The organism is Aeromonas sp. R7-5 (assembly GCF_040908015.1).
In the GTDB taxonomy this organism is placed as follows: Bacteria; Pseudomonadota; Gammaproteobacteria; order Enterobacterales; family Aeromonadaceae; genus Aeromonas; species Aeromonas caviae.
Window position 1 is genome coordinate 37309 of record NZ_JBFOCZ010000006.1, and the last position, 23778, is coordinate 61086.

Sequence of the window (23778 nt, forward strand, 5' to 3'; positions counted from 1 at the left end):
TGGGTGGGGCCAGCCCTCTCAGGGCTTGCCGTGTTCGAAGTAGTAGCTGATCCGGGTGCGGGGGTTGAGGTATTCGAACACCGCCGGGGGCAGGCGTTTGGGCTGGATCACCTTGGCGATGGTCAGCCCGGCCGCGTCGAGGTCGATGATGGCCGCCTCCTGGCGCGGAATGCGGGGGTCGTATACCAGCACGGCGGGGTAGAGCAGGCGGGAGGCGTTGACCGACATCACCAGCCCCACCTGACCGTTGGAAAGCTGCACCACGCTGCCCGGGGGGTAGACCCCCATCAGCCGGATCAGCATGCCGAGGTGATCGGCGTTGAACTGGGACTTGCGCTGCTTGTAGAGGCTGCCGAGGGCCGCGTAGGGCACCTTGGCCTCCAGGTGGCAGAGGTTGTCGTACTCGTTGATGAGGGAGACGATCTGGGTGAGGGGATCGAGCTGATCGCCCTTGAGCCCCTGGGGGCCGGTGCCGTCCAGGTACTCGTGGTGGTTCTGCACTATCTGCTTGGCCGCTTCCGGAAAATCGCTGACCAGCCCCAGCAGTTCCAGGCCGTAGCGGGGATGCTGGGCCATCAGGTTCTGCTCCGGCTTGGTCAGCGGCTCCGTCTTGCGCAGGATCTGGCTCGGGATCCTCAGCTTGCCGATGTCGTGGAACAGGGCCCCCATGCCGACCTGGCGGATTGCCTCGGCCGGCAACTTGCACTCCCGGGCGAGCAGCATGCTGAGCACGCTGACGTTGAGGGAGTGAAACTGCAGGCTGTTGCCATCATCACTGTCAGAGACCAGGTGCAGCACCATCTCGTCCACCGAGAGGAGCTGCTCCGTCATGGCGTTGATCAGCTCCTGGGCCTCGCTGATGGCGTTGAGGGGGCGGGACTGGATCTTGCCCATGAGGTTGCGCACCTGGGCCAGGGATTGGCGGAACTGTTTCTCGCACTGCTGCAGGTCGCGGCGATAGCGCTGCAACTGCTCGATGCGCCGCAGTTTCTCCTGCTGCATCTCCTCCTGGCGGGCGACGAGACCCTCTCCCTCAACCTCATCCGCCTGGGGCTGGGTCTGGCCGAGGGGCTTGGGCGGCGTGTCGCTCTTGTCAGGAATGATGGTCACCAGCTTGAGGCCAAGGCGACGAATGAGCTCGATCTCCTCCTCGCTCTTGAGCTTGAAGCTGGAGAACAGAAACGGGTGCTCACGCCATCCCAAAGGCAGGGAGACATAATTGCCGACTTGCAGCCGTTCTACGGAGATCTTGATTCCTGTCATGGGGTTGGGCACGAGGGACACACTGAGCCGTATGCTAGTCAAAGGGCGGGGTGAATACAAAAGGTATCTGATGACAGCGGGAGCGCTTTATTATAGGCTTCTAGATGTCCAGACATATTTACCGATGCAGTACAGGGAGTCAGCATGCCGATCAAGATCCCGGACCAGTTGCCCGCCGCCGAAGTGCTGGGGCAGGAGAACATCTTCGTGATGACGGAATCCCGGGCCGTCACCCAGAACATCCGCCCGCTGCGGGTGCTCATCCTCAATCTGATGCCCAAGAAGATAGAAACCGAGATCCAGCTGATGCGGATGCTCTCCAACTCGCCCTTGCAGGTGGACGTGGATCTGTTGCGCATCGACGATCGGGAGTCGAAAAACACGCCCCAGGCGCACCTGGAGAACTTCTATCACGATTTTGAGCAGGTGAGAGGCAACAACTACGACGGCATGATCATCACGGGGGCGCCGCTCGGGCTGGTGGAGTTCGAGGAGGTGGTCTATTGGCCCCGCATCGTCGAGATCATCGAGTGGTCCCATCAGCATGTCACCTCCACCCTCTTCCTCTGCTGGGCGGTGCAGGCGGCGCTGAAAGCCTTGTACGGCATGGAAAAGCAGACCCACGGCGAGAAGCTCTCCGGGGTCTATCGCCACCACCGCCTCGACGAGCACGAGGCGCTGCTGCGCGGCTTCGATGATGAATTCGTGGCGCCCCACTCCCGCTATGCGGCCTTCGACGGGGATCTCATCCGCGCCCACACCGATCTGCAGATCTTCGCCGAGTCGGAAGAGGCGGGCGTCTATCTGGCCGCCACCAAGGATTGTCGCCAGGTGTTCGTCACCGGCCATCCGGAATATGACGCCCTGACCCTGGATGGGGAATACCGGCGGGATCTGGCGGCCGGGCTCACCCCCGTCATTCCGGTCAACTATTACCCGAACAACGACCCAAGCCAGACCCCGCGCGCCACCTGGCGCAGCCACGGTCACCTGCTGTTTTCCAACTGGCTCAACTATTACGTCTACCAGTTGACCAGCTACAAGGTGGAAGACATCGGCAAGGTGTTTACCTACCAGCAGCCCAAGGGATAGAGCCCATCAGTCCGCTCCGGCCAGCCGCCGCCCACGGGTATCGAGCCAGTGACGGTGGCAGGCCAGGGTGAAGGCGCGTGGCCGTCTGGCCCGGATGAGGGTCATGGCCTCCTGCTGGGGCAGCCCCTGGGTCATCAGCAGCAGGGCGGCCGCCAGCCCGGTACGCCCGCTTCCTCCGTGGCAGTGAATGGCAAGGTGCCGTCCCTCGCGCAGCAGGGCGAGCAGTCGGGGTTGCACCCCGGGCCAGGCCTGTTCGAAGGCGGCATCCGGTGCCTCGTCATCCGCAATGGGCAGATGGAACCAGCTCATGCCTCTGGCCTGCACCAGCTGCCCGAGAGAGAGGGGCCCGCACAGGGCCAGCTCCTCCACCGTCATCAGGGTCAGCACCCCGCCGGCACCGGCCAGCTGCAACTGGGCAAGGGCGTCGGCCATGGGGACCTGCTGGCTGCCGGGGCAGGGGGTGAGCAGGAGCTGGCCGTCGAGCCGTGGAACGTCCAGGCTCCAGAAGGGATGGGCACTGAGCATGGGGTTCCTCGTGGTGGTCGGGGTCAACGGGATCGGCATCCCGCGGGTGCGGCACAGCATAGAGGGGCCGGAGGCGATGTCAATCTGCGTTGTGTTCGGCCCGGTTTACGGGCAGAGTCTAAAAAAATCGAGCGATGCAAGGAGTAAAGATGAGAAACCTGGATCAACTGGACTTGGACATCCTGGCCCATCTGTTTCGCGATGCGGGCATGACCAACAAGGATTTGGCGGCCCTGGTCGGGGTGGCGCCGTCCACCTGTCTGGAGCGGGTGCGCAAGCTGCAGCAGGATGGCGTGCTCAAGGGGGCGCACTGCGAGGTGGATTACCAGGCCCTGGGCGGTCACATCCAGGCCATGGTCTCCTTGCAACTGGCCCGTCACAGCCGCCAGATCATTGATGCGTTTCGCGACGCCATCCTGGCCCTGCCCGAGGTGATCAGCCTGTTCCACATGGGCGGCAAGGATGATTTCCTAGTGCACCTGTGCGTCTCCGATACCGAACACCTGCGCAATTTCGTCTTCGATCACTTTACCTCCCGGGAAGAGGTGGTGCACCTCGAGACCTCCCTGGTGTTCGAGCACAGGTTCAGCCGCTCGCTTCCCTGCTTCCCCCACCCCTGACGGGGCTAGCCGCAAGAAAAAACCGCCCGAGGGCGGTTTTTTTGTGGGCGGTCCCTCAGTTGAGAGCCAGCCGGCTGTCCTGCGCCGTCCGGTAGAGCCCCTGCTGATAGGCCAGGCTGCCCCACAGGACCAGCCCCAGGGCGGCATCCTTCATGGTGTCCGGCTGCTGCGCCGGGGTGAGCGTTTCGGTCGCATCCTCGTAGATGAAGCCTTCCGGCGCCCGCTCGGGCTGCAGGATCACCACATCCCTGCCACGCATCAGGGCGAAGTTCTTGTCGTACTGCATAATGGCGCGTCCCGGCCAGTCGGCGGGCATGCGGGTGAGATCCTTGCCCAGCATGGGGTAGTCGGCACTGATGCCCATGAGGGAGAGCAGGGTCGGGGCCATGTCGATCTGGCTGACGATGCGGGGGTCCTTTCTCGGTGCTATGCCGTCCCCCAGGATGACCCCCGGGATGTGGAAGCGGGGGATGGGCACCAGGCTGGCTCCCCCGACCCGGCTGTCGTGATCGGCGATGACCAGGAACAGGGTGTCCTTCCAGTAGTCCGATGCCCTGGCCTTCTTGAAGAACTCGCCGACGGCGTAGTCCGCGTACTTGGCGGCGTTGTTGCGGGTCTGCTTGGGCTGCTCGTACAGGGCGATGCGGTTGTCGGGGAACTCGAAGGGATCGTGGTTGCTGGAGCTGAACACCAGGCTGAAGAAGGGTTTGCCCTCCTTGTGCAGCGCCGCGAAGGTCTCGTTGGCCTTGGCCATCAGATCTTCATCCGAGGCGCCCCAGGATCCCTCGAACACCGGGTTCTTGAAGTCCTTCTGCTCGACGATGGTGGTGAAGCCGTTGCCGAGGAAGAAGCTGCGCATGTTGTCGAAGTGGCTCTCGCCGCCATAGATGAAGCTGGTGTCATAGCCTCGCTGCTTGAGCAGGTCGGCGATGGTGAAGAAGTTGGTCTGGCTCTTGCCGAGCTTGACCACGGCCTGGGCCGGGGTCGGCGTGAAGCCGGTGAGCACCGCCTCGATGCCGCGTACCGACCGGGTACCGGTGGCGTAGAGCTGCTCGAACGCCCAACCCTCTTTCGACAAGGCATCGATGTTCGGGGTGAGCGGCAGGCCGCCGAGGGAGCCGACGAACTGGGCCCCCAGGCTCTCCTGCAGCAGGATCACCAGGTTTTTGGGCTTGCCCTGGTAGCTGGCCGTGTTGAAGGTCTGGCTCGGCAGATCGGCAGAGGTGAAATCGCCGAGAGGACGACCGCTCTCCTCGCGGACTATGTCGAGTACCTGATGGTCAGCCATCTTGCCGTAAAACTGGCTGGCGTCCTCCTCGGCCCCCATCTGCTTGATGGCAAAGAAGAGGGAGTAGGCGGAGTTGACGGTGAGAGCGTTGACCAGGGGATCGTCGGCAAAGGCCACCATGGCCGGATTCAGGGCGCGATGGCCGAGACTGGAGCGGGCGCCGAGGAAGCCGACGGCGAGGATCAGCAGGGCGAAGGCGGGGCGCCAGTACCAGCGGGGAAAGCTTAGGTCACGCACCAGGCGGCCGCTCAGCCACCAGCCACCGCCCAGCACGGCGCCGCTGAAGATCACGGCCAGCAGCAGCTCGCCCTTGCGGCCAGCCCACAGCATGGAGAGCACCTCCTTCGGATAGATGAGGTACTCCACATAGAGGCGGTTGGGGCGCACCCCGTATTCGGTGACGAAGGCGGGAGTGGAGATCTCGAGAAAGAGCATCAGCCAGAGCCCCAGGGTGAGCCAGATCCGGATAAGCTGCATCCAGAGCCGCCCCGGCGCGTGGGGCCCGGCCAGCAACTGGGTCAAGACGGCGGGTACGCCCCAGACCCAGCAGAGGGTGGCGACGTCGACGCGAATGCCTTGCAGCAGCATCTCCTGCCAGCCAGAGACGGCATCCACCCGTTCCAGTTGCCAGAGCCCCAGGCCAAGGCGGCTGACGGTCAGGGAGATGAGCGCGATCAATGAAAAGACGGCGATGGGCCAAACCGGTCCCAGCCATTGTCTGATGGTGGTCATATTGTTCCTGCAAACCTGTTTGCGCCCAGTCCCCGGGCGCATTGTTGTTATGGTGCAGGAGTATGACAGTGGCGCCTGGCAAAGGTTGCATGGGGGTGAGGTATAAATGGAGAAGCTGGCACGTTTTATGATTTTTTGTGACGGGATGCAGGGTTCGAAGAGAGCATAAAACGCTGGGGAAACTGTGATCCTGCTGGCACATCGAGACAATGGTCGTGCCTATAATGGCGCCGGATTTCTCAATCGGAGCCGAAGGGATGCCGGTCTTCATCGATGTGGAATATATGCAGGGCTGGTCTCTGTTCGTGGTGCTCTCCGACGGCACCACAGGCGTGCTGGATCTCACCCCCTGGCGCGGCCAGCCGCTGTTTGCGGCCATGGAGACCGAGCGTCGCTTCGCCCGTGTCTTCATCGATGATCGCCATCAACTGGCGTGGCCCTCGGGCTTCATCCTGGCGGCCCACGAGGTCTACCACCTGATCCTGCCCATCGACGAGCGCGCCGCCTTCCCCGATCGCAACATGCATCGCTTCTGACATGCTAACTCGTTGAGTCAGGTAACGTTTTCAGTCACAGACCCGCGTCGGTCAGGTCGTTATCATGACCCCAGTGCGGCGCTTTGGGCGCCCATCCACCACAGCGGGAACATAACAATGAAACAAGGAACGTTGCGTCGTGGCGGCCTCATCGGGGCCGCCCTGTTACTGACGGCTTGCGGCAGCGGGGGAGGCGGTGGCAGCAGTGACCCCCAGCCCCCGGTGGTCAATCCGCCCCCCGCGTCGGCCAGCCGCGCCTGCTACGGCAATGATCAGCCAGCCTGCAACCTGCGCACCTACCAGGTGATGGTGGAGTCCTTCGTCGACGGCGACGGCAGTGCCAACTACGGCGTCGGTTACGGCCCCTCCCGGCACAACGGCGATCTGCAGGGGATCATCGACAGCCTCGACCACATCAAGAGCCTCAACGTCAACGCCATCTGGCTCACGCCGGTGTTTGACTCCTGCGCCGGCCAGGCCGGGGACGACCGGCTGGATGCCACCGGCTACTTCGCCTGCGACTTCTTCAACGTGGATCCCAACTTCGGCAGCAACGCCCAGCTTAAAAAACTGGTGGACGGGGCGCACCAGCGCGGGCTCTATGTCTTCCTCGACGGGGTGTTCGGCCACGTCAACAAGGTGGGAGTGAGCAAGCCTTCACCAGAGGGGCGGCTGCCTGCCCTCAAGAGCGGCGGCGCAGGCTACCCGGGTCAGCTGGTGGATTACGGCCAGCCCGAGAGTCTGGCCTACTTCAAGGAGGTGGCCCGTTACTGGGTCGAGCAGTACGGCATCGACGGCTGGCGCCTCGATCAGGCTTATCAGTTGGGGCTGGATGACTGGCGCGCCATTCGCAGCGAGGTGGCCCAGGCCAGCGCGGCGCGCAAGGCCGCCGGCCAGCAGTGGGGCACCCTCGGCTACATGGTGGGGGAAGTGTGGAAGGGCGCCGACGAGATCCGCGCCCAGGCCTATGGCCCGAGCGACAACCCGGCGCTCTCTTCGGCGTTCGACTTCCCCCTGCGCTACGGCCTGGTACAGGCGCTGGCGGTGGAAGAGTCCGGCAAGGGCGGACAGGGGGCCAGCGTGCTCGACGCCAGCTGGAACAAGGTGGAGAACTACCCGAATCACGCCATGCCCAACCTGATGCTGGGCAACCACGATCTGGTGCGCTTCGGCGATCTGCTGGAGCGGGGCAACTTCAATGGGGCGGACTACTGGCAGCGCCACAAGGCGGCCTTCAGCTTCATGGCCGCCCGCTCAGGTCCCATTACCTTCTACTATGGCGAGGAGTTTGGCGACGAGGTGCCTGGCTTTGCCAGTCAGGTGGGGGGCGACTGTGCGGCCCAGGGGCTCTGCGATGATCACGTGGCTCGCAGCGATGGCAAGGTTCCCGGTGTCACCGGCTTCGTGCCGAGCAGCGAGCAGGCCGAGCTCAAGCAGTGGCTGAGCGATCTGCTGGCCCTGCGCGCCGCCCACCCCGCCCTCTATCAGGGGGAGCGGGTCAAGCTGGTGGCCGAGGGGAGCGTCTATGGCGACATCAAGCAGACGGCGGGCGAGCAAGTAGTCTACCTGCTCAACGTCTCCACCACGCCTCAGAGCTACGCGGTGCCGGTCGGCAAGCTGCGCAGCGGCAGCGCCCTGGTGGATCTGCAGAGCGGCGAGAACCTGGCCATCGGTGGCAGCAGCGTGACTGTGGACTTGCCACCCCTCACCGGCCGCTTCCTGCTGGTGCGCTGAGGGAGGCAACAAAAAAGGGCTCCAGCATGGAGCCCTTTTTCATGGTGGCGGCTTACTTCTCGATGCCGCTGCCCAGATCGTCCCGGCGGGAAGAGACCGAGGGCTCGGCCCCGTGGCGCCAGTGTTCCAGCCGATTGTGCACCCCGCGGCGCAGGCTCTTGAAGCTGGCTTCCAGATAGTCCACTCCCACCAGGATGGAGAGGGTGACGACGGTGATCAGCAGCGCCTGATGCAGCATGTCCATGCCGATGAGGGCGCCGAGGGCGGCCAGCATCCAGATGGCGGCGGCGGAGGTCACCCCCAGCACCTGACCATCCCGGGTCATCATGACCCCGGCCCCGAGAAAGCCGACCCCGGTGATGAGCTGACCCAGCACCCGCGCCTGATCGGCGCCCTGAGGACTGACGGCGGCGCCGATGGCGAGAAAACAGTAAGTGCCGAGCACGATGAGGGAAGAGGTGCGGATCCCCACCGGCTTGCCGCGAAGCTGCCGCTCCAGCCCCACCAGGGTGCCACACACCAGACAGACCAGGATGTTCTCCCAGCCAAGGGGCGCGATGTCCCACCACTGCATTGTCATCATATCCACCTCTGCTCGCGATGCTTGTTATCCTGTCGCGCTCTGCCCCCGGTTCTCCAGCCGCTGGCGGAAGGCCCGGGCGAGGCGCTCGTAGAGGTCCTTTGCCTCCCTGTCTTCAATATCGCCACGTATCCAGGGGTTGTCGATGATTTCCAGCAACACGCAGCCCTGACCCTGCTGGCGCAGATCCACCCCGAACAGGCCGTTGCCGAGCTGGTGCACGGCGCGGCGGGCGGTTTGCAGCACCCGCTCCGGCACTTCACTGAGGGGCAGCGCCTCGATGCGGCTCATGTCGAGGGGGTGTTTGCGGCGACGGATGCGGTTGCCGGGTTCGGGTCGGTAGCGGCGGCAGGCGAACAGCGGCGAGCCGTCGAGAAAGCCGATGCGCCAGTCGAACTCGGCAGGGATCCGGCTCTGGACCAGCAGCAGGGCGGAGCGGGCCAGCCCCTCGTCCAGCAGGCGGGCGAGCTGGATGTCATCGCTGGCCATGGCGAGGTCGCGCCCCTGGGCGCCGTCGGGGATCTTCACCATCAGCGGCAGACCGAGGCGCTGCACCAGTTCGTCCACATGCTGGCGGCCGCGGCGGGTCACGACGGTGGTGGGGGGCATGGGCACGCCGCTGCGCACCATCAGCTCGTAGAGATAGAGCTTGTTGCTGCAGGCGAGGATGGCACGGGAGCTGTCGATGACCGGCATCTTGAGCTGCTCGGCACGGCGGGCAAACTCGAAGGTGTAGTGGCCGACCGCGGTCTCGGCGCGCAGCCAGAGGGTGTCGAACTCCGGCAACCGCTCGATGGCCGAGGGAGGCAGGATCTCGGCCTGGATCCCCTGGGCAGCGGCCGCTTTGATGAAACGCTCCAGCGCCAGGGCATCGCTGCTGGCGCGGCCGTCGTTGGGGTCGACCAGGATGGCGAGCTGGTAGCGTGGCGCCGTCTGCTCCTCGTCCCCCGTGCCCACCAGCGCCTGGGCGTGCTGCACCATCAGCGCCTGCTCGCTCGGGCTCAGCGCCAGCGGTGACAGGCTCTCCTGCTGACGCACCGACCAGCCGTGGCGACCGCGCTTGAGGGTCAGCTCCTGCAGCGGCAACTGGCTCAGGCCGTAGTAATAGCGGGCGAGCCCCGCCAGCTCGCTCTGTTCGCACTGGCCGAAGATGGCGCGCACCCGGATCCTGTCCTCGCTCTGCTGGGCCAGCCAGCCCTGCAATTTGCGCCACAGCTTGGCGGGAGGCTGCTGGGGTTGCAGCCTGCTGATGGCCTGCAATCCCGGCAGGCAGTGGTGGCCGCGGGCCTGGGCCAGCAGGGAGCAGTAATAACCGGCCCCCAGGTGTTCCAGGCTGCGGCAGAGGTTGATGATGCGCGGACGCCCCCCTGTGGTGGGCAGACCGTGTTGCAGGTAGGTGCGGGCGGTCAGCAGATAGTCGGCATGGCAGGGCCAGTCGCCCGGCTCCTCGACGATGACATAGGTACTCATATTTTCAGGCTCCACAGAAAGGACTGCCAGAAACGGCAGGATCCCCAGTGGGCTTCGATGCACCGACAAGCACGACAATGGCGCGAGGGGAAACAAGAGGTTACAGTGCCTAATATTCTGCCTTGGTAACTTGTGATACAAGTCGCATTTCTGGTGCTGAGGATAAATAACCGAACAAGGACTCCCCGTGTTGACCGTGCGCGCCGCCCGAGCCGATGATTTGGGCGCCATCGTGAAGCTGGAACGCTACTGTTTTCCCCCCGAGGTCGCCTTCGGCCGCAGCCGCTGGCACTATCTGCTCAATCAGGCCAAGGGGCGCACCCTGCTGCTGCAAGACGAGAAGGCGCAGGTGATGGGCTATTTGAGCGTGCTGGAGCACAAAGGCTGGGATCGTCTCATCATCCAGACCCTTGCCATCCGCTGGACCGTCCGCCGTCAGGGGTGGGCACGCCGCCTGCTGGAGCAGGTGATCCGGGAAGGGCGCGAGGCCGGCTGGGGGGCGATTCGCCTCGAGGTCGCCGACGCCAACCCAGAAGCCAGGACCCTCTATCAGGGGCTGGGGTTTCGCCCCGGGGTACGGCTGCCCGATTATTACGGGCCCGGCCAGCATGCCCACCGCCTGGTGCTGGCGCTGGGGGATGAGCGGCAGGAGCCATCATGAGTTGCGAGGATTGCCTGGCCACGGCCATCAGGGCCAAGCTCGGGCGCTGCGCGGTCTGCGCCGCCCAGACCTTTCTCATCGGGGTCGTCGGCTGGCTGATCTGGTGGTGGTGCGGCGCCGATACCTCGGTCAACGCCCTGACCGGCCTGCTGTTTGCGCTGGGGGGCTCGGGTCTCTTCCTGCTGCATCTGGCGGTGTTCGCATGGCGAAAGCTGGGCAAACGCGACATATAACGTGCTGATTTTTCAAGAAGACAAATAACAATGGAGGTTCACATGATTGCAATGGTAACGGGCGCCTCGTCCGGCTTTGGCGAGGCCATCAGCCGCCTGCTGGTGAGCGCAGGCCACCGGGTGATCGGCACCGGGCGTCGCGCCGAACGGCTGGCCGCCCTGGCCGAGGAGCTGGGCGAGCAGTTCCTGCCCCTGGTGTTCGACGTCCAGGACAAGGCTGCCACCCGCGCCGCCATCGAGGGGCTGCCGACCGAATGGCAACAGGTGGACCTGCTGGTCAACAACGCCGGCCTAGCACTGGGGCTGGAGCCTGCCCACAAGGCGGATCTGGAAGACTGGGAGCAGATGATCGCCACCAACATCAGCGGCCTGACTCTGATCACCCGGTTGCTGTTGCCGGGCATGGTGGCGCGCAACCGCGGCCACGTCATCAACATCGGCTCCATCGCAGGGACCTACCCCTATCCGGGCGGCAACGTCTACGGCGCGACCAAGGCGTTCGTGAAGCAGTTCAGCCTCAACCTGCGTGCCGATCTGGCGGGCACGGCGGTGCGTGTCACCAACGTGGAGCCCGGCCTGTGTGGCGGCACCGAGTTCTCCAACGTGCGCTTCTACGGCGACGACGCCAAGGCGGCCACCGTCTATCAGGGGGTGCAGGCCATCCTGCCGGAAGACATCGCCAATACCGTACTCTGGATCAGCGAGCAGCCCGCCCACGTCAACATCAACAGCATCGAGATCATGCCGGTGGCCCAGACCTTCGGTCCGCTCCACATCAGCCGTCGCTGATGTCATGACGAGCCGACTTCTGTCCACAAGAGGCGCCTTCGGGCGCCTTTTTTGATGGTTCTGGTCGCACTCGTCATGGAGTGCAGCAGAAGGAGGCGTGCTGTGACCCGTGCTGAACCATCGGAAGAGGGGGGTACTCAAGTTGGCCTGCATTTTGCTGTCTCCGGCCCATGGCGGGGAACCCATCCCCGGAGCCGGCGAGGCCGGCAGTGAGCGTGGAGCCTTCATGGATATCAAACCCTATGGTCATCAACTCGCCCAGAGCGCGTCCCAGAACCGTGCCCTGGCGACCCTCAGCGACAGCGATGACAAGCAGAGCGGCTGGTCTCAGCAGGTCAGCCTCTCCAGCCAGTTGCTGACCGGCAAGGCGCAGCAGGCGTTGACCTACGAGCATCTGGCCAGGAACGGCAAGAACACAGTCCTGACCGGTGGCGTCAAGGATGCGCGGGTGCAGCAGATGGTGGACAAGGCCCTGGGCTTTGATCGCAAAAAATTTGACGATCTCGAGCGTCAGCTCAAGGGGATAGCGGATGACAAGACGCTCTCTGCCGAGGAGCGCGAAACGCAGAGCAAGGACCTGGCCGCGCAGCGCGATGCCATGCTCAAGGAGGCCATGGATCGCCTCACCGGCAAATCCGCCTCCCAGGCATGATGTGATTCAAACGGCAATCCTTGGGCGTTAAAGGCAAGGGGTTGCCCCCTTGCCACGGGGCTGGCAGGCCGTGGTCAGGGCTCAGGGACTCTGGGGGGCGATGCCGATGGCGATGGCGGTGGTCTGTACGGCCTTGATCTGGTCCCCCTTGGCGATGAGGGCGAACTGGGCCGGATCCTGCACCTTGAGGGTCAGGGTATGGTCAACCCCCTTGACCCGGATGGTCTGGTGCGCCTTGTCCACGTCGATGACATCGGCATAGATGGTTACCTGCATGCCGGCGCCGGCTGCGGGTTTCTCCCCGGCGGCCGCCTTGCCCCCTTCCACTTCCACCACCCGTTTTCTCACCCCGGCGGTACCCTTGAGCAGGGTCAGGTCCAGCAGTTGCAGATATCTCAAGGCCACGACATCTCCCACCTTGAGCTGGGGAAGGTTGGTCACCTCCTCCCCGGCGATCAGATCCAGGGTCTGCCCTTCGGCATTTTTCAGGCTGACCTTGCGGGTGGCCAGGTCGATGGCGGTGACGGTTGCCCTGGCCGTCAGTTCTTCGGCCAGACTGGCTTGTCCGGGGGCCACGGCCACATGGGTGGTGACCTCGGCGGCATAGAGCAGGGGAGGGGCACAGAGGGTGAGGGCACCCGCAATCCAGGCGTGCTTCAGTTTCATGATAGAGACCCTGTGAGTGGAAAAGGGACCCCGGGAGGGGCTTGAGGGGGCGACGAGCGCGTCTTCCCGCTATGACCATAGCAAAGCCGGGCAGGAGCGCCCGGCATCGGCAGGCTGGCATCGTATTTTTGACGACAGGCTCCCGTTTTTGACCTGATGGCACGGCAGGCGCACAATTCCCCGGCATGCAATCAACCGAGGGCTCTGCCGTGTACAACTTCCAATATGCCAATCCCACCCGCATCTGCTTTGGTGAAGGCCAGATCGCCAGGCTGCCCGAGCTGATCCCGGCCGGCAGCCGTCTGCTGGTGCTCTACGGGGGTGGCAGCATCAAGCAGAACGGGGTCTATGAGCAGTTGACCCAGGCGCTGGCGGGCCGGGAGTGGCTGGAGTTTCCCGGCATCGGCGCCAACCCCCAGTACGATCAGCTGATGGAGGCGGTGGCTCTGGTCAAGCGCGAGCGCATCGACTTCCTGCTGGCGGTGGGTGGCGGTTCCGTGGTGGATGGCACCAAGTTCGTGGCCGCCGCTGCCTGCTTCGAGGGGGACGATCCCTGGGAGATCCTGCGGGACAAGGCCCCCATCAAGGGGGCGCTGCCGCTCGGTTGTGTGCTGACCCTGCCGGCCACCGGTTCGGAGAGCAACCCCGCCGCCGTGGTGAGCCGGGGGGAGGCCAAGCTCTCCTTCTACAATCCGCTGGTGCAACCGGTGTTTGCGGTGCTGGATCCCGCCACCACCTACAGCCTTCCGCCGCGCCAGGTGGGCAACGGGGTGGTGGATGCTTTCGTCCACATCCTCGAGCAGTACCTCACCTTCCCGGTGGGGGGAGAGGTACAGGACCGGCTGGCGGAAGGGCTGTTGCAGGTGCTGGTGGACAACGGCCCGCGGGCGCTGGCGGAGCCCACCAACTACCAGGTGCGTGCCAACCTGATGTGGGCTGCCAGCCTGGCCCTCAACGGCCTCATCGGTCGCGGTGTGCCCCAGGACTGGTCCACCCACGCCATCGGTCACCAGCTCACCGCCCTGCATGGGCTGGATCATGCCCAGAGTCTGGCGGTGGTGCTGCCCTCCCTGCTACGGGAGCAAGCGGCCCAGAAGCAGGAGAAGCTGGCCCAGTTCGCCGCCCGGGTGTGGCACTCCAGCCGGGAGGACAAGGCGCTGCGCATCGAAGAGGCCATCATCCGCACCGAGCAGTTCTTCCAGCAGATGGGGGTGGGCACCCGGCTTGCCGACTACGGGCTGAGCGAGAGCTGCATCCCTGGCATCTGCTCCAACCTCAAGCGTTTCGGGCTGACCGCCCTCGGGGAGCAGCAGGACATTGATCCCGACAAGGTAGCCAGGATCCTGTCCCACGCGCTGTAAGTCATCCTGGCAACCATAGTGGCGCGGATCCTTTCCCTCGCCCTCTGATCACCGGCTGACCAACGGAAAAGAGAACGCCCCGATCATCGGGGCGTTTTGCAGGGTGTCGCCGGGCGCACAGCCGTTTATCCGGCGCTGCGGTCCAGCTCGCGCTCCAGCGCCGCCGCCTTCTGGCGAGCCGGATAGGTGTTGAGTCGTTGCCAGTAGGCCTCAAGGTGCGGGAACTGGGCCAGCTGGCCGCTCTGGGCCAGCAGATCCACCAGGAAGGAGTTCAGGATGTCGGCGCCGGTGAGGCGATCGGCCACCAGATAGCGGCGGTTTGCCAGCACCTCATCGAGATAGCCCAGCACCTTGGCGCACTCGGCTTTGGCGTAGTCCGGCAGGAAGCGCATCGGGCTGCCGTCCTTGCGCACGAACATGTCGAGCAGCAGCGGCAGAATGCCGGAGCTCTCGGCGAAGTGGAGCCACTGCAGGTATTCGGGATACTCCGGGCTGTCGGCGGCCGGTGCGAGCCGGTCCGGGGCGTGGCGGGCGATCAGGTACTCTGTGATGGCACCGGATTCCGCCAGCACCCGCCCGTCAAACTCGATGACCGGCGACTTGCCGAGAGGGTGGACGGCCTTGAGCTCGGGCGGCGCCAGAAAGGTGGCGGCATTGCGCTGGTAGGGCTTGATCTGGTAGGGCAGGCCCAGCTCTTCAAGCAGCCAGATGATGCGCTGGGAGCGGGATTTGTTCAGGTGGTGCAGGACTATCATGGAAACCTCGACGCAGTGACGGAAGGCGGTGATACGCAGCGCCCCGGCAGCAGGTTCACTGATGGATGAAAAAGAGCGGGCGTGGTGCCCGCTCCTTCGTCGATTGACTCAGGCCTCCAGCGCCTGATCCAGATCCGCCAGTATGTCCTCGATGGCTTCGATCCCCACCGACAGCCGGATCATCTCAGGTTTCACTCCCGCCTTGGCCTGCTCCTCTTCGCTCAACTGGCGATGGGTGGTGGAGGCGGGGTGGCAGGCCAGGGACTTGGCGTCGCCGATGTTGACCAGCCGCTTGAAGATCTTGAGGGCATCGTAGAAGCGCACGCCCGCCTCGTAGCCCTCCTTCAGACCGAAGGAGAGGATGGCCGAGGGGCGACCGGCCATGTACTTCTCCGCCAGCGGGTAGTGGGGGTGACCCGGCAGACCGGCGTAGCTGACCCAGGCCACCTTGGGGTGGTGCTTGAGGTGGTGGGCCACCCGCAGAGCGTTGTCCACGTGGCGCTCCATACGCAGGCTCAGGGTTTCCAGCCCTTGCAGCAGCAGGAAGGCGTTCATCGGCGCCAGCGCCGCGCCGGTATTGCGCAGCGGCACGGTGCGCACCCGCCCGATGAAGGCGGCCGGGCCAAAGGCCTCGGTGTATACCACCCCGTGATATGAAGGTTCGGGTTGGGTCAGCTGAGGGAAGCGCTCGGCGTGATCCGCCCAGGGGAACTTGCCCGAGTCGACGATGACGCCCCCCAGGGAGTTGCCGTGGCCGCCGACATATTTGGTCAGGCTGTGCACCACGATGTCGGCGCCGTGTTCGATGGGTTTGCACAGCACCGGGGTGGCGACCGTGTTGTCGACGATGAGCGGCACGCCGCGGGCGTGGGCGGCCTTGGCCAGGGCGGCGATGTCGACGATGTTGCCCGCCGGGTTGCCGATGCTCTCGCAATAGACCGCCTTGGTCTTGTCATCGATGAGGGCGGCGATGGCCTCGGCGCTGTCATCCTTGGCGAAGCGCACCTCGACCCCGAAACTTGGCAGCATGTGGGCGAACAGGGTGTAGGTGCCGCCATAGAGCTGGGGGGTGGAGACGATGTTGTCACCGGCGGCGGTCAGCGCCTGGATGGCGTAGGTGATGGCGGCGGAACCTGCCGAGACCACCAGGGCGGCGATCCCCCCTTCAAGGGCGGCCATCCGTTGTTCCAGCACATCGTTGGTGGGGTTCATGATGCGGGTGTAGATGTTGCCTGGCACCGCCAGATTGAACAGATCCGCCCCGTGCTGGGCGCTCTCGAACTCGTAGGCCACCGTCTGGTAGATGGGCACGGCAACGGCCTTGGTGGTGGGGTCGTTGGCAAAGCCGTGGTGCAGGGCCAGGGTCGCATCTTTCATCACACACTCCTTGTTGGATGTCACCATTATGGATGGATAGACGTCCAATCTATCAGGCCCAGCGCCGATGTAAACCACCCATTCCGGCAAAGCAATGCCGGGGGATGGCGGTGACCGGATGGCGTTTGTGACGGCGACCTCAGAGACGGCGGCGATACTCCCTGTCGTCTATCTGGTGCATATCCCACTGCATCAGGCGGTTGAGCTGCGCCATGGGATCTTCGACCAGCGTCAGAGGGCGGGGCAGGATCCTCAGGAAGTAGCGACGGAGGGTTTGCTGGATCCGGTTCGGTTTGAGGGGGTTGGCGTGGCTCATGATGGTGCTCCTGTGCAGTGGTTCTCACGTTCGCCAGCAGTATTGAGCTAAAATGCGGAAGTAAAAACTGATGACTTTCAGCCAATGGATTTCCTCTTTTATGCCTACTAGCCGCCTTTATCAGCAATTTCAACGGCTCGCCCAGCAGCTTGGCTGCGACGAGCGGGAAATCAGCCTCGCCGAGGTGGCGGACCTGCTCTGCTGCACCACGCGCAATGCACGCCTGCTGCTGCGCCGCATGGAAGGGCAGGGCTGGCTTTGCTGGACGGCAGAGGCAGGGCGGGGGCGGCGCTCCCGCCTCACCCTGCTCGACAACCAGGAGAGCCTGACCCGGCGCCGATTGCGGGATCTGCTGAGTCAGGGCCAGCTGGCGCAGGCGGTGCGGCTGGCCGAAGATCGCCTGGATCTGCTCACCCCGCTGCTTATCGAGCAGCTCGGCCAGGCCACCCGGGAGGGGCGCCAGATCCTGCGGGTGCCCTACTACCGGCCCCTGCCCGGTCTGTTGCCCACCGCGCCCTTGCGCCGCTCCGAAATTCACCTGAGCCGCCAGATCTTCAACGGTCTGACCCGGCGAAACGAGGAAAATGGGGAAATCGAGGGGGATCTCGCCCATCACTGGGAGTGTCTGGCCCCCTGTCACTGGCGCTTCTATCTGCGCCCCGTGGTGCGCTTTCACCATGGCCGCGAACTGGTGGTGGAGGATGTGATGGAGAGCCTGCAGGCCTTGCGGGATCGCCCGCTGTTCGCTCATCTGGCACGGCTGGAGAGCCGCTGGCCGCGTACCCTGGACATCCATCTCGACAGCCCGGACCCTCTGCTGCCGCACCTGCTGGCCGAGCCGGTGGCGGCCATCCTGCCGCGGGAGCTCAAGGGGGAGGCGAATTTCGCCCTGGAGCCGGTGGGCACCGGCCCCTATCGGGTGAGTGCCAACGATCCCCTGCACCTGTGCCTCGAAGCATTCGACGACTACTTCGGGCTGCGGGCCCTGCTCGACGAGATCGACATCTGGATGCTGCCGGAGCTGGCGGAACGGCTGGAGAGCCACGTCAGGCTGGGCAGCGACACCCCGGAGCTTGGCTCCATGCGCGGGGAGTCAGAACTGGAATCCGGCTGCTACTTCCTGCTGCAGGACGACAGATCGGCCCCCCTGCAGGACCCGGCCCTGCGCCAGTGGCTGACCCGGCTGCTCAACCCCATCGCCCTGATGGCCCGGGTGGCCCCCGAGCTGCAGCGGGGCTGGACCAGCGCACTGGGCCTCCTGCCCCACTGGCGCGAGAGCCTGCCTCTTCCCGAGCCCGGCCCGGTCAGCCTGCCAGCGCGGCTGGTACTGGCCTGCTTCAACCAGCATCTGGAGTTCAACGAGTGTGCCAGCGCCATGAGCAGCCTGCTGGCAGAGCAGGGGATCCAGCTCGAGGTGCGTACCCTGGACTACGGGCGCTGGGTGAGCGGGGAGGATGAAGATGTGGATCTCTGGTTCGGCACCCTCAACCTGGAGCATGAGCACGCCTTCGCCCCTTACGCCTGGCTTCAGGGCACCCCCTTGCTGCGCCGGGTGTGGGGCGGCCAGCAGGCCCTGTGGCAGGGATTGACGCAGTGGCGCGCCCATGGTGAAGAGCCCGGCCCCCGCGCCCTGCTGGCCGAGGTGCAGCGCCAGAGCTGGTTCGTGCCGCTGTTTCACCACTGGCTGGAGCTGGAGAGCCGGGTCGGCGTGCACGGTGTGCGCATGACGGCCCTTGGCTGGTTCGATTTTCGCAGCGCCTGGTTAAAGCCCGAGCAGGTGGCGCAGGAGCCGGAAACCGGCGGTGGCTCTCACCCCCAGGCAGGGACGCTTGAGTCGGACGGGTTGGCGCGCTAGCCTGTGCGCGGTCCTACGACAAGGAGTCGACATCCATGCTGGAAATGCAGATCCAACCCCGTTTTCAAGAGACGGACGCCCTCGGCCACATCAACAACACGGTGCCGGCGGTCTGGTTTGAATCGGCCCGTGATCCCCTGTTTCGCCTCTTCTCGCCCGAGCTGGATGTGCATGACTGGCATCTGATCATCGCGGGCTACACGGTGCAATTCAAACGGGAGCTGTTCTATGGCCAGATGGTGTCGATCAAGACCGGCGTGCGGCGTATCGGTACCAGCTCCTTCACGCTCTGGCAGGAAGCCTGGCAGGGCGGCGAGCTGGCGGTGACCGCCGAGACGACCCTGATCCATTTTGACTACCGGACCCGGCAGTCCATCCCTTTGAGCGAGGCTCACCGGGAGGGACTGAGGGTCTGGCTGGTAGAGAGTTAATCCGGCCTTCGGGCCCACCACAGGACACTTATGCGCACAACCGCGATCGCCCTGAGCCTCGGCTTGGGACTGGGACTCTGCTCCCTGCCTTCATTTGCCGCCTCCCTGGCCGAGCAGTTCACCCTGATGGAGAAGGGGGCCGACAGCGCCCTCGATACCCGCTTGTTCAGCCACGATGGCGTTGACATCAAGGCCTGGGTCGACGGCACGCCTGTCATCATCGCCGTGCCCATCCTGAACGAGCAGGGCAAACAGGAAGGGGAGAGCCGTTACTACTTCAAGGGCGGCAAGCTGTTCGGGGTGAAGGAGCCCGCCGCCCAGTTCGCCTTCGATGACAGTGGCAAGCTGACCCAATGGCTGGACGACAAGGGGCAGCCTGCGGAGTTTGTCAGCAAGATGAGCATGCAGCAGCGGGAAGCCTGGCTGACCAGACGGGCGGCCGAGCTGGGCGGGTTGTTTGCACCGAGCACCGCCGAGGAGAAGGCTGACAAGGGGGGCGTCAAGCTCAAGGGGGCGGAGCTCGCCCAGTGGCTCTGCAATGGCAAGCTGATGGCGCTCGCCGGAGGTGACAAGGTGACCTTCGAGCCGGCCAAACTCAAGAGGAGTGCAGAGGGCATCAAGGGAGAGGTCTCCCTGCGCCAGGAGAAGGGGTGGCAGGATCTCTGCCTCACCTGCGAGGTGCAGGGCAACCGGGTGACTCGCCTCACCTGGCAGCCGCTGCCGGGTGCCAACAAGCCGCAGTAAGGGCGGCAGCGTCAAAGAATGGGGGCCCACTTGCGGGCCCCTTTTTCATGCCGGTTACTGCTCGCCCAGGGTGAGCCGGGTGAGGGCCTCCACCCGTCGCCACTGACCGGGCTCGAACCAGCGTGCCAGGATCTCCGGCTGCTGGCTGGCACGGGCCTCGGCAGGCAGGGGCCTGATCTCGGCCAGATAGCCGGCCAGCTGCTGCGCGAACCCCTGCTGGCTCTCTGCCAGCTGGTGCAATCGGTCTGCCGCCTCCGGTCCCAACTGTTCGCGCAGTGCGGCGTCACGCCCGGCTGCGGGGAGTTGTTCCAGATCCTGCAGATCGCCGAGCAGGCGGCTGTTGGCCTCCGCCTCCCGAAACCACTGGGGCTGCTCCGCCAGCCAGAGTTCCAGCTCGCTCGCCAGCAGCGGCTTGTCGGCATCGCTGGCCTCCGCCAGCGCCTTGCGGCGCAGGGTCCACTGCTCCATCAGCCTGTCCTCGGCAAACAGCTGCTCCTGCTCGGCCGGGGTGAAGCGCTGCCTGCGCAACTGCTCGCGCTCGTCGAACAGCTTCTGCAAGCTGGCGAGGCCCGGATCCGCCGGCACAGTCAGGCTGCCCTCAGCCGCGAGAAAGGCTTCATGGCGGGCCTGCAGCGAGGACTTATCCGACGGCGGTGCGGCCTGCCTGACCAGAGGGGAAGCGGGCCCGGCATGTTGCGGCGAAGGGGCGGTTGCGTCAGCGGAGGGCCAATACTGCCAGCCCCCCAGCAGCAGGGCCGCCGCCAGCGGAGCAGCCATCAGCCATGCCCTGTTCATAGTCCCAGCCTCTGCAGGCGGTTGGCGTGCTGGCGATAGAGGTTGACCGGGTCGGTCTCGAACAGGTGGCGAATGCCGAACGACTGGTTCACCTCGTCCAGATGGTTCATGCGGTAGTGGGTGCCGATCACCTTGCCGAGGTGGCTGCTGCACACCCCGACCAGGCCGTCACTGGGCTCCTTGAAGAAGCTGCCGGTCAGCGCCAGTGCCGGATCCACCGGATCCAGGATGTTGGTCATGGTGCCGCGTCCGCTCCAGGAGAAGTAGTAGACCCCGTTGGCGGCCTGCATGGGCCCTTCACCGCAATGCTGGCTAGGCAGCCCTTCCGGATAGCGCTGGTTGAAGCGCTGGGCGCCGGTGCTGGTGAGGGCGTCGAGGGCGGCGAGGGGATCCTGCGGCAGCTGGCTGCCCCCGGAGAGCAGCGAGATGACCCCGGACAGGGCCGAGGCGGCGGCCACCGCCAGACCTTCGGCCGCCGAGCCCGGCGTCACCTTGGCCCGCACCAGGTCGGCAATCTCAGAGCCATGGTTGACCCCGCCCACGCTGGTGGCGGAGGCGACCAGCTCGGGGGCGACCGAAGCGACGTAGCGAATGGTGGGGCCACCGTGAGAGTGGCCGATGAGGTTCACCTTCTCCGCCCCCGTGATGGCGAGCACCTGCTGCACCTGCTTGAGCAGCTGTTCACCGCGCAGCTCCGAGCTCTGGGTGGCGGAGACCTGGGCCACGTAAACCTTGGCGCCATCCCGGGTCAGGGCCTGGGGGATGCCGTAGAAGTAATCGACTCCGAGCAGCTTGTCGAAACCGAACAGACCGTGCACCAGCACTATGGGGTAGCGGGTCTGGGCATAACCGGCCCCCTGACCCAGCATGGGCAGGGCGCACAACAGCATCAATAGCCATCTTTTCATCTTCACCGTCCTTGTGAAAAAACCGGCTGCACTCTGGTCGTCACCGGGGGTCGTCACCGGGCAGCCACCGGCCTCATGCCAGTACCGGCAGCATGGTGGCTGAACTCAAATGTATCTGTGGGTGGGATCACTAAACCGGGGATTGCAGAAAAACCCTACCCATATGGGCAAAAAAGGCTGCACCAACTATTCCTTGTGTCTGCCCATCAAATAAGTTAAATAATAACTATTATCATTTGAGTGGTCGAGTCATGACGGGAACCTGGGTGAAAGGGTGGATCGGTACCACCGGAGCGGACAGCAGCATGGCGCACTGGAAGGCGCAGACCCTGAGTGGCAACCGCCATTTCGATGCGGGGGAGTACGCCAGGGCGCTCGACTGCTATCAGCAGGCGCTGTGGCTTGCCCGCCAGCAGTTTGCCGACTGGCACGATGCCGACGAAGCGGTGGCGGCCCTGGTGGTGGCCCATCACAACCTGGCGGATCTGCTGGTGGCCATGACCCTGCCGGATCGGGCCGCCGACCTGCTGTGTCACATCCATGATTGCCTGCTGGCCACCAGCCAGTCCCCCACCAGTTCCGCTGCCCTGCGGGAGGCGGCTGTTCGCCACGTCCGCAGCACCCGTACCGAGCTGCTCGCCTTTCTGGGCAAACACGGTCATCACGACGGCATCCAGCGCAGCCTGGGTCAATGTCTGTGTCAGACCGGCTCTGCCCATCAACTGCATTGAGCCCAACAGGAGAGACAATGAACATGAGCCATACCCTGCCAGCCCTTCCTTACGCCTATGACGCGCTGGAACCCCATATCGATGCAAAGACCATGGAGATCCATCACAGCCGTCACCATCAGACCTATGTCACCAACCTCAATGCCGCCCTGGCCGATCTGCCGGAGCTGGCTGCCCTGCCGCTGGAGGCATTGCTTGCCCGTATCGACAGCCTGCCGGCCCAGGTTCAGGGGGCGGTGCGCAATCACGGCGGCGGTCACGCCAACCACAGCCTGTTCTGGCAGGTGATGAGCCCAGCAGGGGGTGGTGAGCCGGGCGGCGAGCTGGCCGCAGCGATGGAGCGGGATCTGGGTGGGCTGGAATCCTTCAGACAGGCCTTTACCCAGGCGGCGCTGAGCCGTTTTGGCAGCGGCTGGGCCTGGCTGGTGGTCGATGGGCGCGGCAAGTTGCAGGTGGTGAGCAGCGCGAACCAGGACAGCCCCCTGATGGAGGGGCTCACCCCCATACTCGGGCTGGATGTGTGGGAGCACGCCTACTACCTCAAGTACCAGAACAAGCGTCCCGACTACATAGCCGCGTTTTACAACGTGATCGACTGGGATGAGGTGGCACGGCGTTACGTGGCGGCAAGGGCCTGATCGCCGGAAATACCGAGCCCAATAAAAGAGACCCGCCTGTTGGCGGGTCTCTTTTATTGAGGAGTCAGTGTGCTGCCGCTGCGCTGGTGATGGCTGGTTTGTCCGAAGCGGCAACCTCGTTCGGCACGGCTGCGCTGGTGGCCAAGGCACTGCTGGTTGCAGCCGCTGCACTGGTGGCGATTGCCGCGCTCACGGCCGCTGCCTGCTTGGCTTTCGGCTGATGAGGGGGCGGTGCAATGGGCAGGCAGGGCTGGCTCGCCCCTATGGTGCTCAACGCCTGGCAGGGGACCGGGCCGCCGATGACGATGGGCTCGCCGAGGAACTTGGGCCCCTTGTCCAGCACGTAGAGGTCCAGCAGCCCCATCAGGCGGGCGAACACCTCGCGCACCCGGGTCTTGATGCCCTGATAGGCGCTGGGATCCACGGCGTTGAAGCCGACCGCCTCGATGCCGAAATGGCGGGCGATGAAGATGGCGCGCTCGTTGTGAAAGGCCTGGGAGACCACGGTGAAGTGGGCCTGACCGAACACCTCCTTGGCACGCACGATGGAATCCAGGGTCCGAAACCCTGCGTAGTCGCTGTAGATGGCGCTGGCCGGAATGCCGGCCTGGATCAGGGCCCGCCGCATCTGGCGCGGTTCGTTGTACTGCACGGTGGCGTTGTCGCCGGAGACCAGGATGTAGTCCACCTTGCCGTTGTTGTAGAGCTCGGCGGCGGCCTTTATCCGGTATTTGAAGTAGTGGTTCGGGCTGCCGCCAATCAGGTATTTGGAGGTGCCGAGCACCAGGGCGACCCGGTTGTAGGGCACCGCGTTGACGTCGTCATAGGTGTAGTGACGGGCGTCCGAGACGGTCCACTCGCTGTAGCCAAGCAGGGCGGCGATGGAGGCCAGCAACAGGCAGAGGCAGGCGAGCAGGATCTTGGCAAACTTCTTCATGCGCGGTGCGGTTCGGGTCTGAAGTAAGAGAAGACAGGGGGCCATTCTATTACAAGTTGTTGTGGCGCGTCAGGTTTGATGGCGGCGCA

The 23778-nt window shown here is 64.7% G+C and carries 26 protein-coding genes; 14 read left to right on the top strand and 12 right to left on the bottom strand.

What is annotated here, in order from left to right:
- Nucleotides 1-18 precede the first annotated feature (18 nt).
- Nucleotides 19-1263 carry an HD-GYP domain-containing protein gene (locus AB5Y53_RS01060; protein ID WP_029313584.1) on the bottom strand — a complete coding sequence of 415 codons (1245 nt, stop codon included), beginning with the start codon at nt 1261-1263 and terminating at the stop codon, nt 19-21.
- A gap of 144 nt (nt 1264-1407) precedes the next feature.
- On the opposite strand from AB5Y53_RS01060, the gene metA reads away from it, so the two are divergent.
- Nucleotides 1408-2355: a homoserine O-succinyltransferase gene (gene metA / locus AB5Y53_RS01065; protein WP_010672713.1), complete on the top strand. Its 948-nt coding sequence runs from the start codon at nt 1408-1410 to the stop codon at nt 2353-2355.
- A 6-nt stretch (nt 2356-2361) separates the two neighbouring features.
- On the opposite strand, the gene AB5Y53_RS01070 is transcribed toward metA, so the two are convergent.
- On the bottom strand, nt 2362-2880 hold the full coding sequence (locus tag AB5Y53_RS01070; RefSeq protein WP_010672714.1) for a tyrosine-protein phosphatase: 519 nt from the start codon (nt 2878-2880) through the stop codon (nt 2362-2364).
- A gap of 149 nt (nt 2881-3029) precedes the next feature.
- Here AB5Y53_RS01070 and AB5Y53_RS01075 point away from each other — a divergent pair, with 149 nt between their 5' ends.
- A complete protein-coding gene (locus AB5Y53_RS01075) occupies nt 3030-3500 on the top strand; it encodes an Lrp/AsnC family transcriptional regulator (RefSeq protein WP_010672715.1) in 471 nt (156 codons plus the stop codon).
- Between the two features lie 55 nt (nt 3501-3555).
- On the opposite strand, the gene AB5Y53_RS01080 is transcribed toward AB5Y53_RS01075, so the two are convergent.
- Nucleotides 3556-5520: an LTA synthase family protein gene (locus AB5Y53_RS01080; protein ID WP_368180980.1), complete on the bottom strand. Its 1965-nt coding sequence runs from the start codon at nt 5518-5520 to the stop codon at nt 3556-3558.
- A 257-nt stretch (nt 5521-5777) separates the two neighbouring features.
- Between AB5Y53_RS01080 and AB5Y53_RS01085 the strand changes: the two genes are divergently transcribed.
- Both AB5Y53_RS01085 and AB5Y53_RS01090 read left to right on the top strand, forming a co-directional pair.
- The gene (locus AB5Y53_RS01085) at nt 5778-6056 is read left to right on the top strand and encodes a DUF2442 domain-containing protein (protein WP_368180981.1); all 279 of its coding nucleotides are present in this window, start codon (nt 5778-5780) and stop codon (nt 6054-6056) included.
- 117 nt (nt 6057-6173) lie between these two features.
- Entirely contained in the window at nt 6174-7790 is a 1617-nt protein-coding gene (locus AB5Y53_RS01090; protein WP_323932386.1) for an alpha-amylase family protein, read from the top strand.
- A 52-nt stretch (nt 7791-7842) separates the two neighbouring features.
- On the opposite strand, the gene AB5Y53_RS01095 is transcribed toward AB5Y53_RS01090, so the two are convergent.
- Nucleotides 7843-8373 carry an MgtC/SapB family protein gene (locus tag AB5Y53_RS01095; RefSeq protein WP_368180982.1) on the bottom strand — a complete coding sequence of 177 codons (531 nt, stop codon included), beginning with the start codon at nt 8371-8373 and terminating at the stop codon, nt 7843-7845.
- A 24-nt stretch (nt 8374-8397) separates the two neighbouring features.
- Nucleotides 8398-9840 carry a RimK family protein gene (locus tag AB5Y53_RS01100; RefSeq protein WP_368180983.1) on the bottom strand — a complete coding sequence of 481 codons (1443 nt, stop codon included), beginning with the start codon at nt 9838-9840 and terminating at the stop codon, nt 8398-8400.
- Between the two features lie 187 nt (nt 9841-10027).
- Between AB5Y53_RS01100 and AB5Y53_RS01105 the strand changes: the two genes are divergently transcribed.
- From AB5Y53_RS01105 to AB5Y53_RS01120, 4 genes are all read left to right on the top strand, one after another.
- Nucleotides 10028-10501: a GNAT family N-acetyltransferase gene (locus tag AB5Y53_RS01105; protein WP_124244417.1), complete on the top strand. Its 474-nt coding sequence runs from the start codon at nt 10028-10030 to the stop codon at nt 10499-10501.
- Nucleotides 10498-10734, top strand: coding sequence for a DUF3624 domain-containing protein (locus AB5Y53_RS01110; RefSeq protein WP_368180984.1), 237 nt, complete (start codon nt 10498-10500; stop codon nt 10732-10734). Before AB5Y53_RS01105 ends, AB5Y53_RS01110 begins: the two co-directional genes overlap by 4 nt.
- A 42-nt stretch (nt 10735-10776) precedes the next feature.
- Nucleotides 10777-11523 carry an SDR family oxidoreductase gene (locus AB5Y53_RS01115; RefSeq protein WP_368180985.1) on the top strand — a complete coding sequence of 249 codons (747 nt, stop codon included), beginning with the start codon at nt 10777-10779 and terminating at the stop codon, nt 11521-11523.
- Nucleotides 11524-11749: 226 nt separating this feature from the next.
- Nucleotides 11750-12175 carry a hypothetical protein gene (locus tag AB5Y53_RS01120; protein WP_368180986.1) on the top strand — a complete coding sequence of 142 codons (426 nt, stop codon included), beginning with the start codon at nt 11750-11752 and terminating at the stop codon, nt 12173-12175.
- A gap of 81 nt (nt 12176-12256) precedes the next feature.
- Here AB5Y53_RS01120 and AB5Y53_RS01125 read toward each other — a convergent pair whose 3' ends face one another.
- Nucleotides 12257-12841: a hypothetical protein gene (locus AB5Y53_RS01125; RefSeq protein WP_041212267.1), complete on the bottom strand. Its 585-nt coding sequence runs from the start codon at nt 12839-12841 to the stop codon at nt 12257-12259.
- A gap of 185 nt (nt 12842-13026) precedes the next feature.
- Between AB5Y53_RS01125 and AB5Y53_RS01130 the strand changes: the two genes are divergently transcribed.
- The gene (locus tag AB5Y53_RS01130) at nt 13027-14202 is read left to right on the top strand and encodes an iron-containing alcohol dehydrogenase (protein WP_368180987.1); all 1176 of its coding nucleotides are present in this window, start codon (nt 13027-13029) and stop codon (nt 14200-14202) included.
- Between the two features lie 125 nt (nt 14203-14327).
- On the opposite strand, the gene AB5Y53_RS01135 is transcribed toward AB5Y53_RS01130, so the two are convergent.
- The 3 genes from AB5Y53_RS01135 to AB5Y53_RS01145 form a co-directional block, all read right to left on the bottom strand.
- Nucleotides 14328-14957 carry a glutathione S-transferase family protein gene (locus AB5Y53_RS01135; protein WP_368180988.1) on the bottom strand — a complete coding sequence of 210 codons (630 nt, stop codon included), beginning with the start codon at nt 14955-14957 and terminating at the stop codon, nt 14328-14330.
- Nucleotides 14958-15065: 108 nt separating this feature from the next.
- Entirely contained in the window at nt 15066-16334 is a 1269-nt protein-coding gene (locus AB5Y53_RS01140) for an O-acetylhomoserine aminocarboxypropyltransferase/cysteine synthase family protein (RefSeq protein WP_010672728.1), read from the bottom strand.
- A 139-nt stretch (nt 16335-16473) separates the two neighbouring features.
- Nucleotides 16474-16650, bottom strand: a complete 177-nt coding sequence (locus tag AB5Y53_RS01145; RefSeq protein ID WP_080769963.1) for a hypothetical protein — start codon at nt 16648-16650, stop codon at nt 16474-16476.
- A gap of 100 nt (nt 16651-16750) precedes the next feature.
- Between AB5Y53_RS01145 and sgrR the strand changes: the two genes are divergently transcribed.
- The 3 genes from sgrR to AB5Y53_RS01160 are packed head-to-tail and all read left to right on the top strand — an operon-like array spanning nt 16751 to nt 19680.
- On the top strand, nt 16751-18505 hold the full coding sequence (gene sgrR / locus AB5Y53_RS01150) for an HTH-type transcriptional regulator SgrR (protein WP_368180989.1): 1755 nt from the start codon (nt 16751-16753) through the stop codon (nt 18503-18505).
- 35 nt (nt 18506-18540) lie between these two features.
- Nucleotides 18541-18936, top strand: coding sequence for a thioesterase family protein (locus AB5Y53_RS01155; RefSeq protein ID WP_010672731.1), 396 nt, complete (start codon nt 18541-18543; stop codon nt 18934-18936).
- Between the two features lie 30 nt (nt 18937-18966).
- Entirely contained in the window at nt 18967-19680 is a 714-nt protein-coding gene (locus AB5Y53_RS01160; protein WP_010672732.1) for a hypothetical protein, read from the top strand.
- Nucleotides 19681-19734: 54 nt separating this feature from the next.
- Here the strand turns inward: AB5Y53_RS01160 and AB5Y53_RS01165 are convergent, their stop codons facing one another.
- Nucleotides 19735-20475: a lipase secretion chaperone gene (locus AB5Y53_RS01165; protein WP_368180990.1), complete on the bottom strand. Its 741-nt coding sequence runs from the start codon at nt 20473-20475 to the stop codon at nt 19735-19737.
- A complete protein-coding gene (locus AB5Y53_RS01170; protein ID WP_216987716.1) occupies nt 20472-21383 on the bottom strand; it encodes a triacylglycerol lipase in 912 nt (303 codons plus the stop codon). Before AB5Y53_RS01170 ends, AB5Y53_RS01165 begins: the two co-directional genes overlap by 4 nt.
- Nucleotides 21384-21688: 305 nt before the next feature.
- On the opposite strand from AB5Y53_RS01170, the gene AB5Y53_RS01175 reads away from it, so the two are divergent.
- Nucleotides 21689-22114 (top strand): hypothetical protein, encoded by a 426-nt coding sequence (locus AB5Y53_RS01175; protein ID WP_214005110.1) that lies wholly within the window; start codon nt 21689-21691, stop codon nt 22112-22114.
- Nucleotides 22115-22137: 23 nt separating this feature from the next.
- The gene (locus AB5Y53_RS01180) at nt 22138-22752 is read left to right on the top strand and encodes a superoxide dismutase (protein WP_368181062.1); all 615 of its coding nucleotides are present in this window, start codon (nt 22138-22140) and stop codon (nt 22750-22752) included.
- A 64-nt stretch (nt 22753-22816) separates the two neighbouring features.
- Here the strand turns inward: AB5Y53_RS01180 and AB5Y53_RS01185 are convergent, their stop codons facing one another.
- On the bottom strand, nt 22817-23734 hold the full coding sequence (locus AB5Y53_RS01185) for a vancomycin high temperature exclusion protein (RefSeq protein ID WP_368180991.1): 918 nt from the start codon (nt 23732-23734) through the stop codon (nt 22817-22819).
- Nucleotides 23735-23778: the final 44 nt, after the last annotated feature.

Bases quoted from the DNA above. Each gene is read 5' to 3' on its own strand.
- AB5Y53_RS01140 (WP_010672728.1), bottom strand. From the start codon at position 16,334: ATGAAAGATGCGACCCTGGCCCTGCACCACGGCTTTGCCAACGACCCC.
- metA (WP_010672713.1), top strand. From the start codon at position 1,408: ATGCCGATCAAGATCCCGGACCAGTTGCCCGCCGCCGAAGTGCTGGGG.
- sgrR (WP_368180989.1), top strand. From the start codon at position 16,751: ATGCCTACTAGCCGCCTTTATCAGCAATTTCAACGGCTCGCCCAGCAG.
- AB5Y53_RS01185 (WP_368180991.1), bottom strand. From the start codon at position 23,734: ATGGCCCCCTGTCTTCTCTTACTTCAGACCCGAACCGCACCGCGCATG.
- AB5Y53_RS01160 (WP_010672732.1), top strand. From the start codon at position 18,967: ATGCGCACAACCGCGATCGCCCTGAGCCTCGGCTTGGGACTGGGACTC.
- AB5Y53_RS01110 (WP_368180984.1), top strand. From the start codon at position 10,498: ATGAGTTGCGAGGATTGCCTGGCCACGGCCATCAGGGCCAAGCTCGGG.
- AB5Y53_RS01100 (WP_368180983.1), bottom strand. From the start codon at position 9,840: ATGAGTACCTATGTCATCGTCGAGGAGCCGGGCGACTGGCCCTGCCAT.
- AB5Y53_RS01075 (WP_010672715.1), top strand. From the start codon at position 3,030: ATGAGAAACCTGGATCAACTGGACTTGGACATCCTGGCCCATCTGTTT.
- AB5Y53_RS01080 (WP_368180980.1), bottom strand. From the start codon at position 5,520: ATGACCACCATCAGACAATGGCTGGGACCGGTTTGGCCCATCGCCGTC.
- AB5Y53_RS01070 (WP_010672714.1), bottom strand. From the start codon at position 2,880: ATGCTCAGTGCCCATCCCTTCTGGAGCCTGGACGTTCCACGGCTCGAC.
- AB5Y53_RS01130 (WP_368180987.1), top strand. From the start codon at position 13,027: ATGCAATCAACCGAGGGCTCTGCCGTGTACAACTTCCAATATGCCAAT.
- AB5Y53_RS01115 (WP_368180985.1), top strand. From the start codon at position 10,777: ATGATTGCAATGGTAACGGGCGCCTCGTCCGGCTTTGGCGAGGCCATC.
- AB5Y53_RS01095 (WP_368180982.1), bottom strand. From the start codon at position 8,373: ATGATGACAATGCAGTGGTGGGACATCGCGCCCCTTGGCTGGGAGAAC.
- AB5Y53_RS01175 (WP_214005110.1), top strand. From the start codon at position 21,689: ATGGCGCACTGGAAGGCGCAGACCCTGAGTGGCAACCGCCATTTCGAT.
- AB5Y53_RS01060 (WP_029313584.1), bottom strand. From the start codon at position 1,263: ATGACAGGAATCAAGATCTCCGTAGAACGGCTGCAAGTCGGCAATTAT.
- AB5Y53_RS01085 (WP_368180981.1), top strand. From the start codon at position 5,778: ATGCCGGTCTTCATCGATGTGGAATATATGCAGGGCTGGTCTCTGTTC.
- AB5Y53_RS01180 (WP_368181062.1), top strand. From the start codon at position 22,138: ATGAGCCATACCCTGCCAGCCCTTCCTTACGCCTATGACGCGCTGGAA.
- AB5Y53_RS01090 (WP_323932386.1), top strand. From the start codon at position 6,174: ATGAAACAAGGAACGTTGCGTCGTGGCGGCCTCATCGGGGCCGCCCTG.
- AB5Y53_RS01120 (WP_368180986.1), top strand. From the start codon at position 11,750: ATGGATATCAAACCCTATGGTCATCAACTCGCCCAGAGCGCGTCCCAG.
- AB5Y53_RS01170 (WP_216987716.1), bottom strand. From the start codon at position 21,383: ATGAAAAGATGGCTATTGATGCTGTTGTGCGCCCTGCCCATGCTGGGT.
- AB5Y53_RS01135 (WP_368180988.1), bottom strand. From the start codon at position 14,957: ATGATAGTCCTGCACCACCTGAACAAATCCCGCTCCCAGCGCATCATC.
- AB5Y53_RS01125 (WP_041212267.1), bottom strand. From the start codon at position 12,841: ATGAAACTGAAGCACGCCTGGATTGCGGGTGCCCTCACCCTCTGTGCC.
- AB5Y53_RS01165 (WP_368180990.1), bottom strand. From the start codon at position 20,475: ATGAACAGGGCATGGCTGATGGCTGCTCCGCTGGCGGCGGCCCTGCTG.
- AB5Y53_RS01145 (WP_080769963.1), bottom strand. From the start codon at position 16,650: ATGAGCCACGCCAACCCCCTCAAACCGAACCGGATCCAGCAAACCCTC.
- AB5Y53_RS01155 (WP_010672731.1), top strand. From the start codon at position 18,541: ATGCTGGAAATGCAGATCCAACCCCGTTTTCAAGAGACGGACGCCCTC.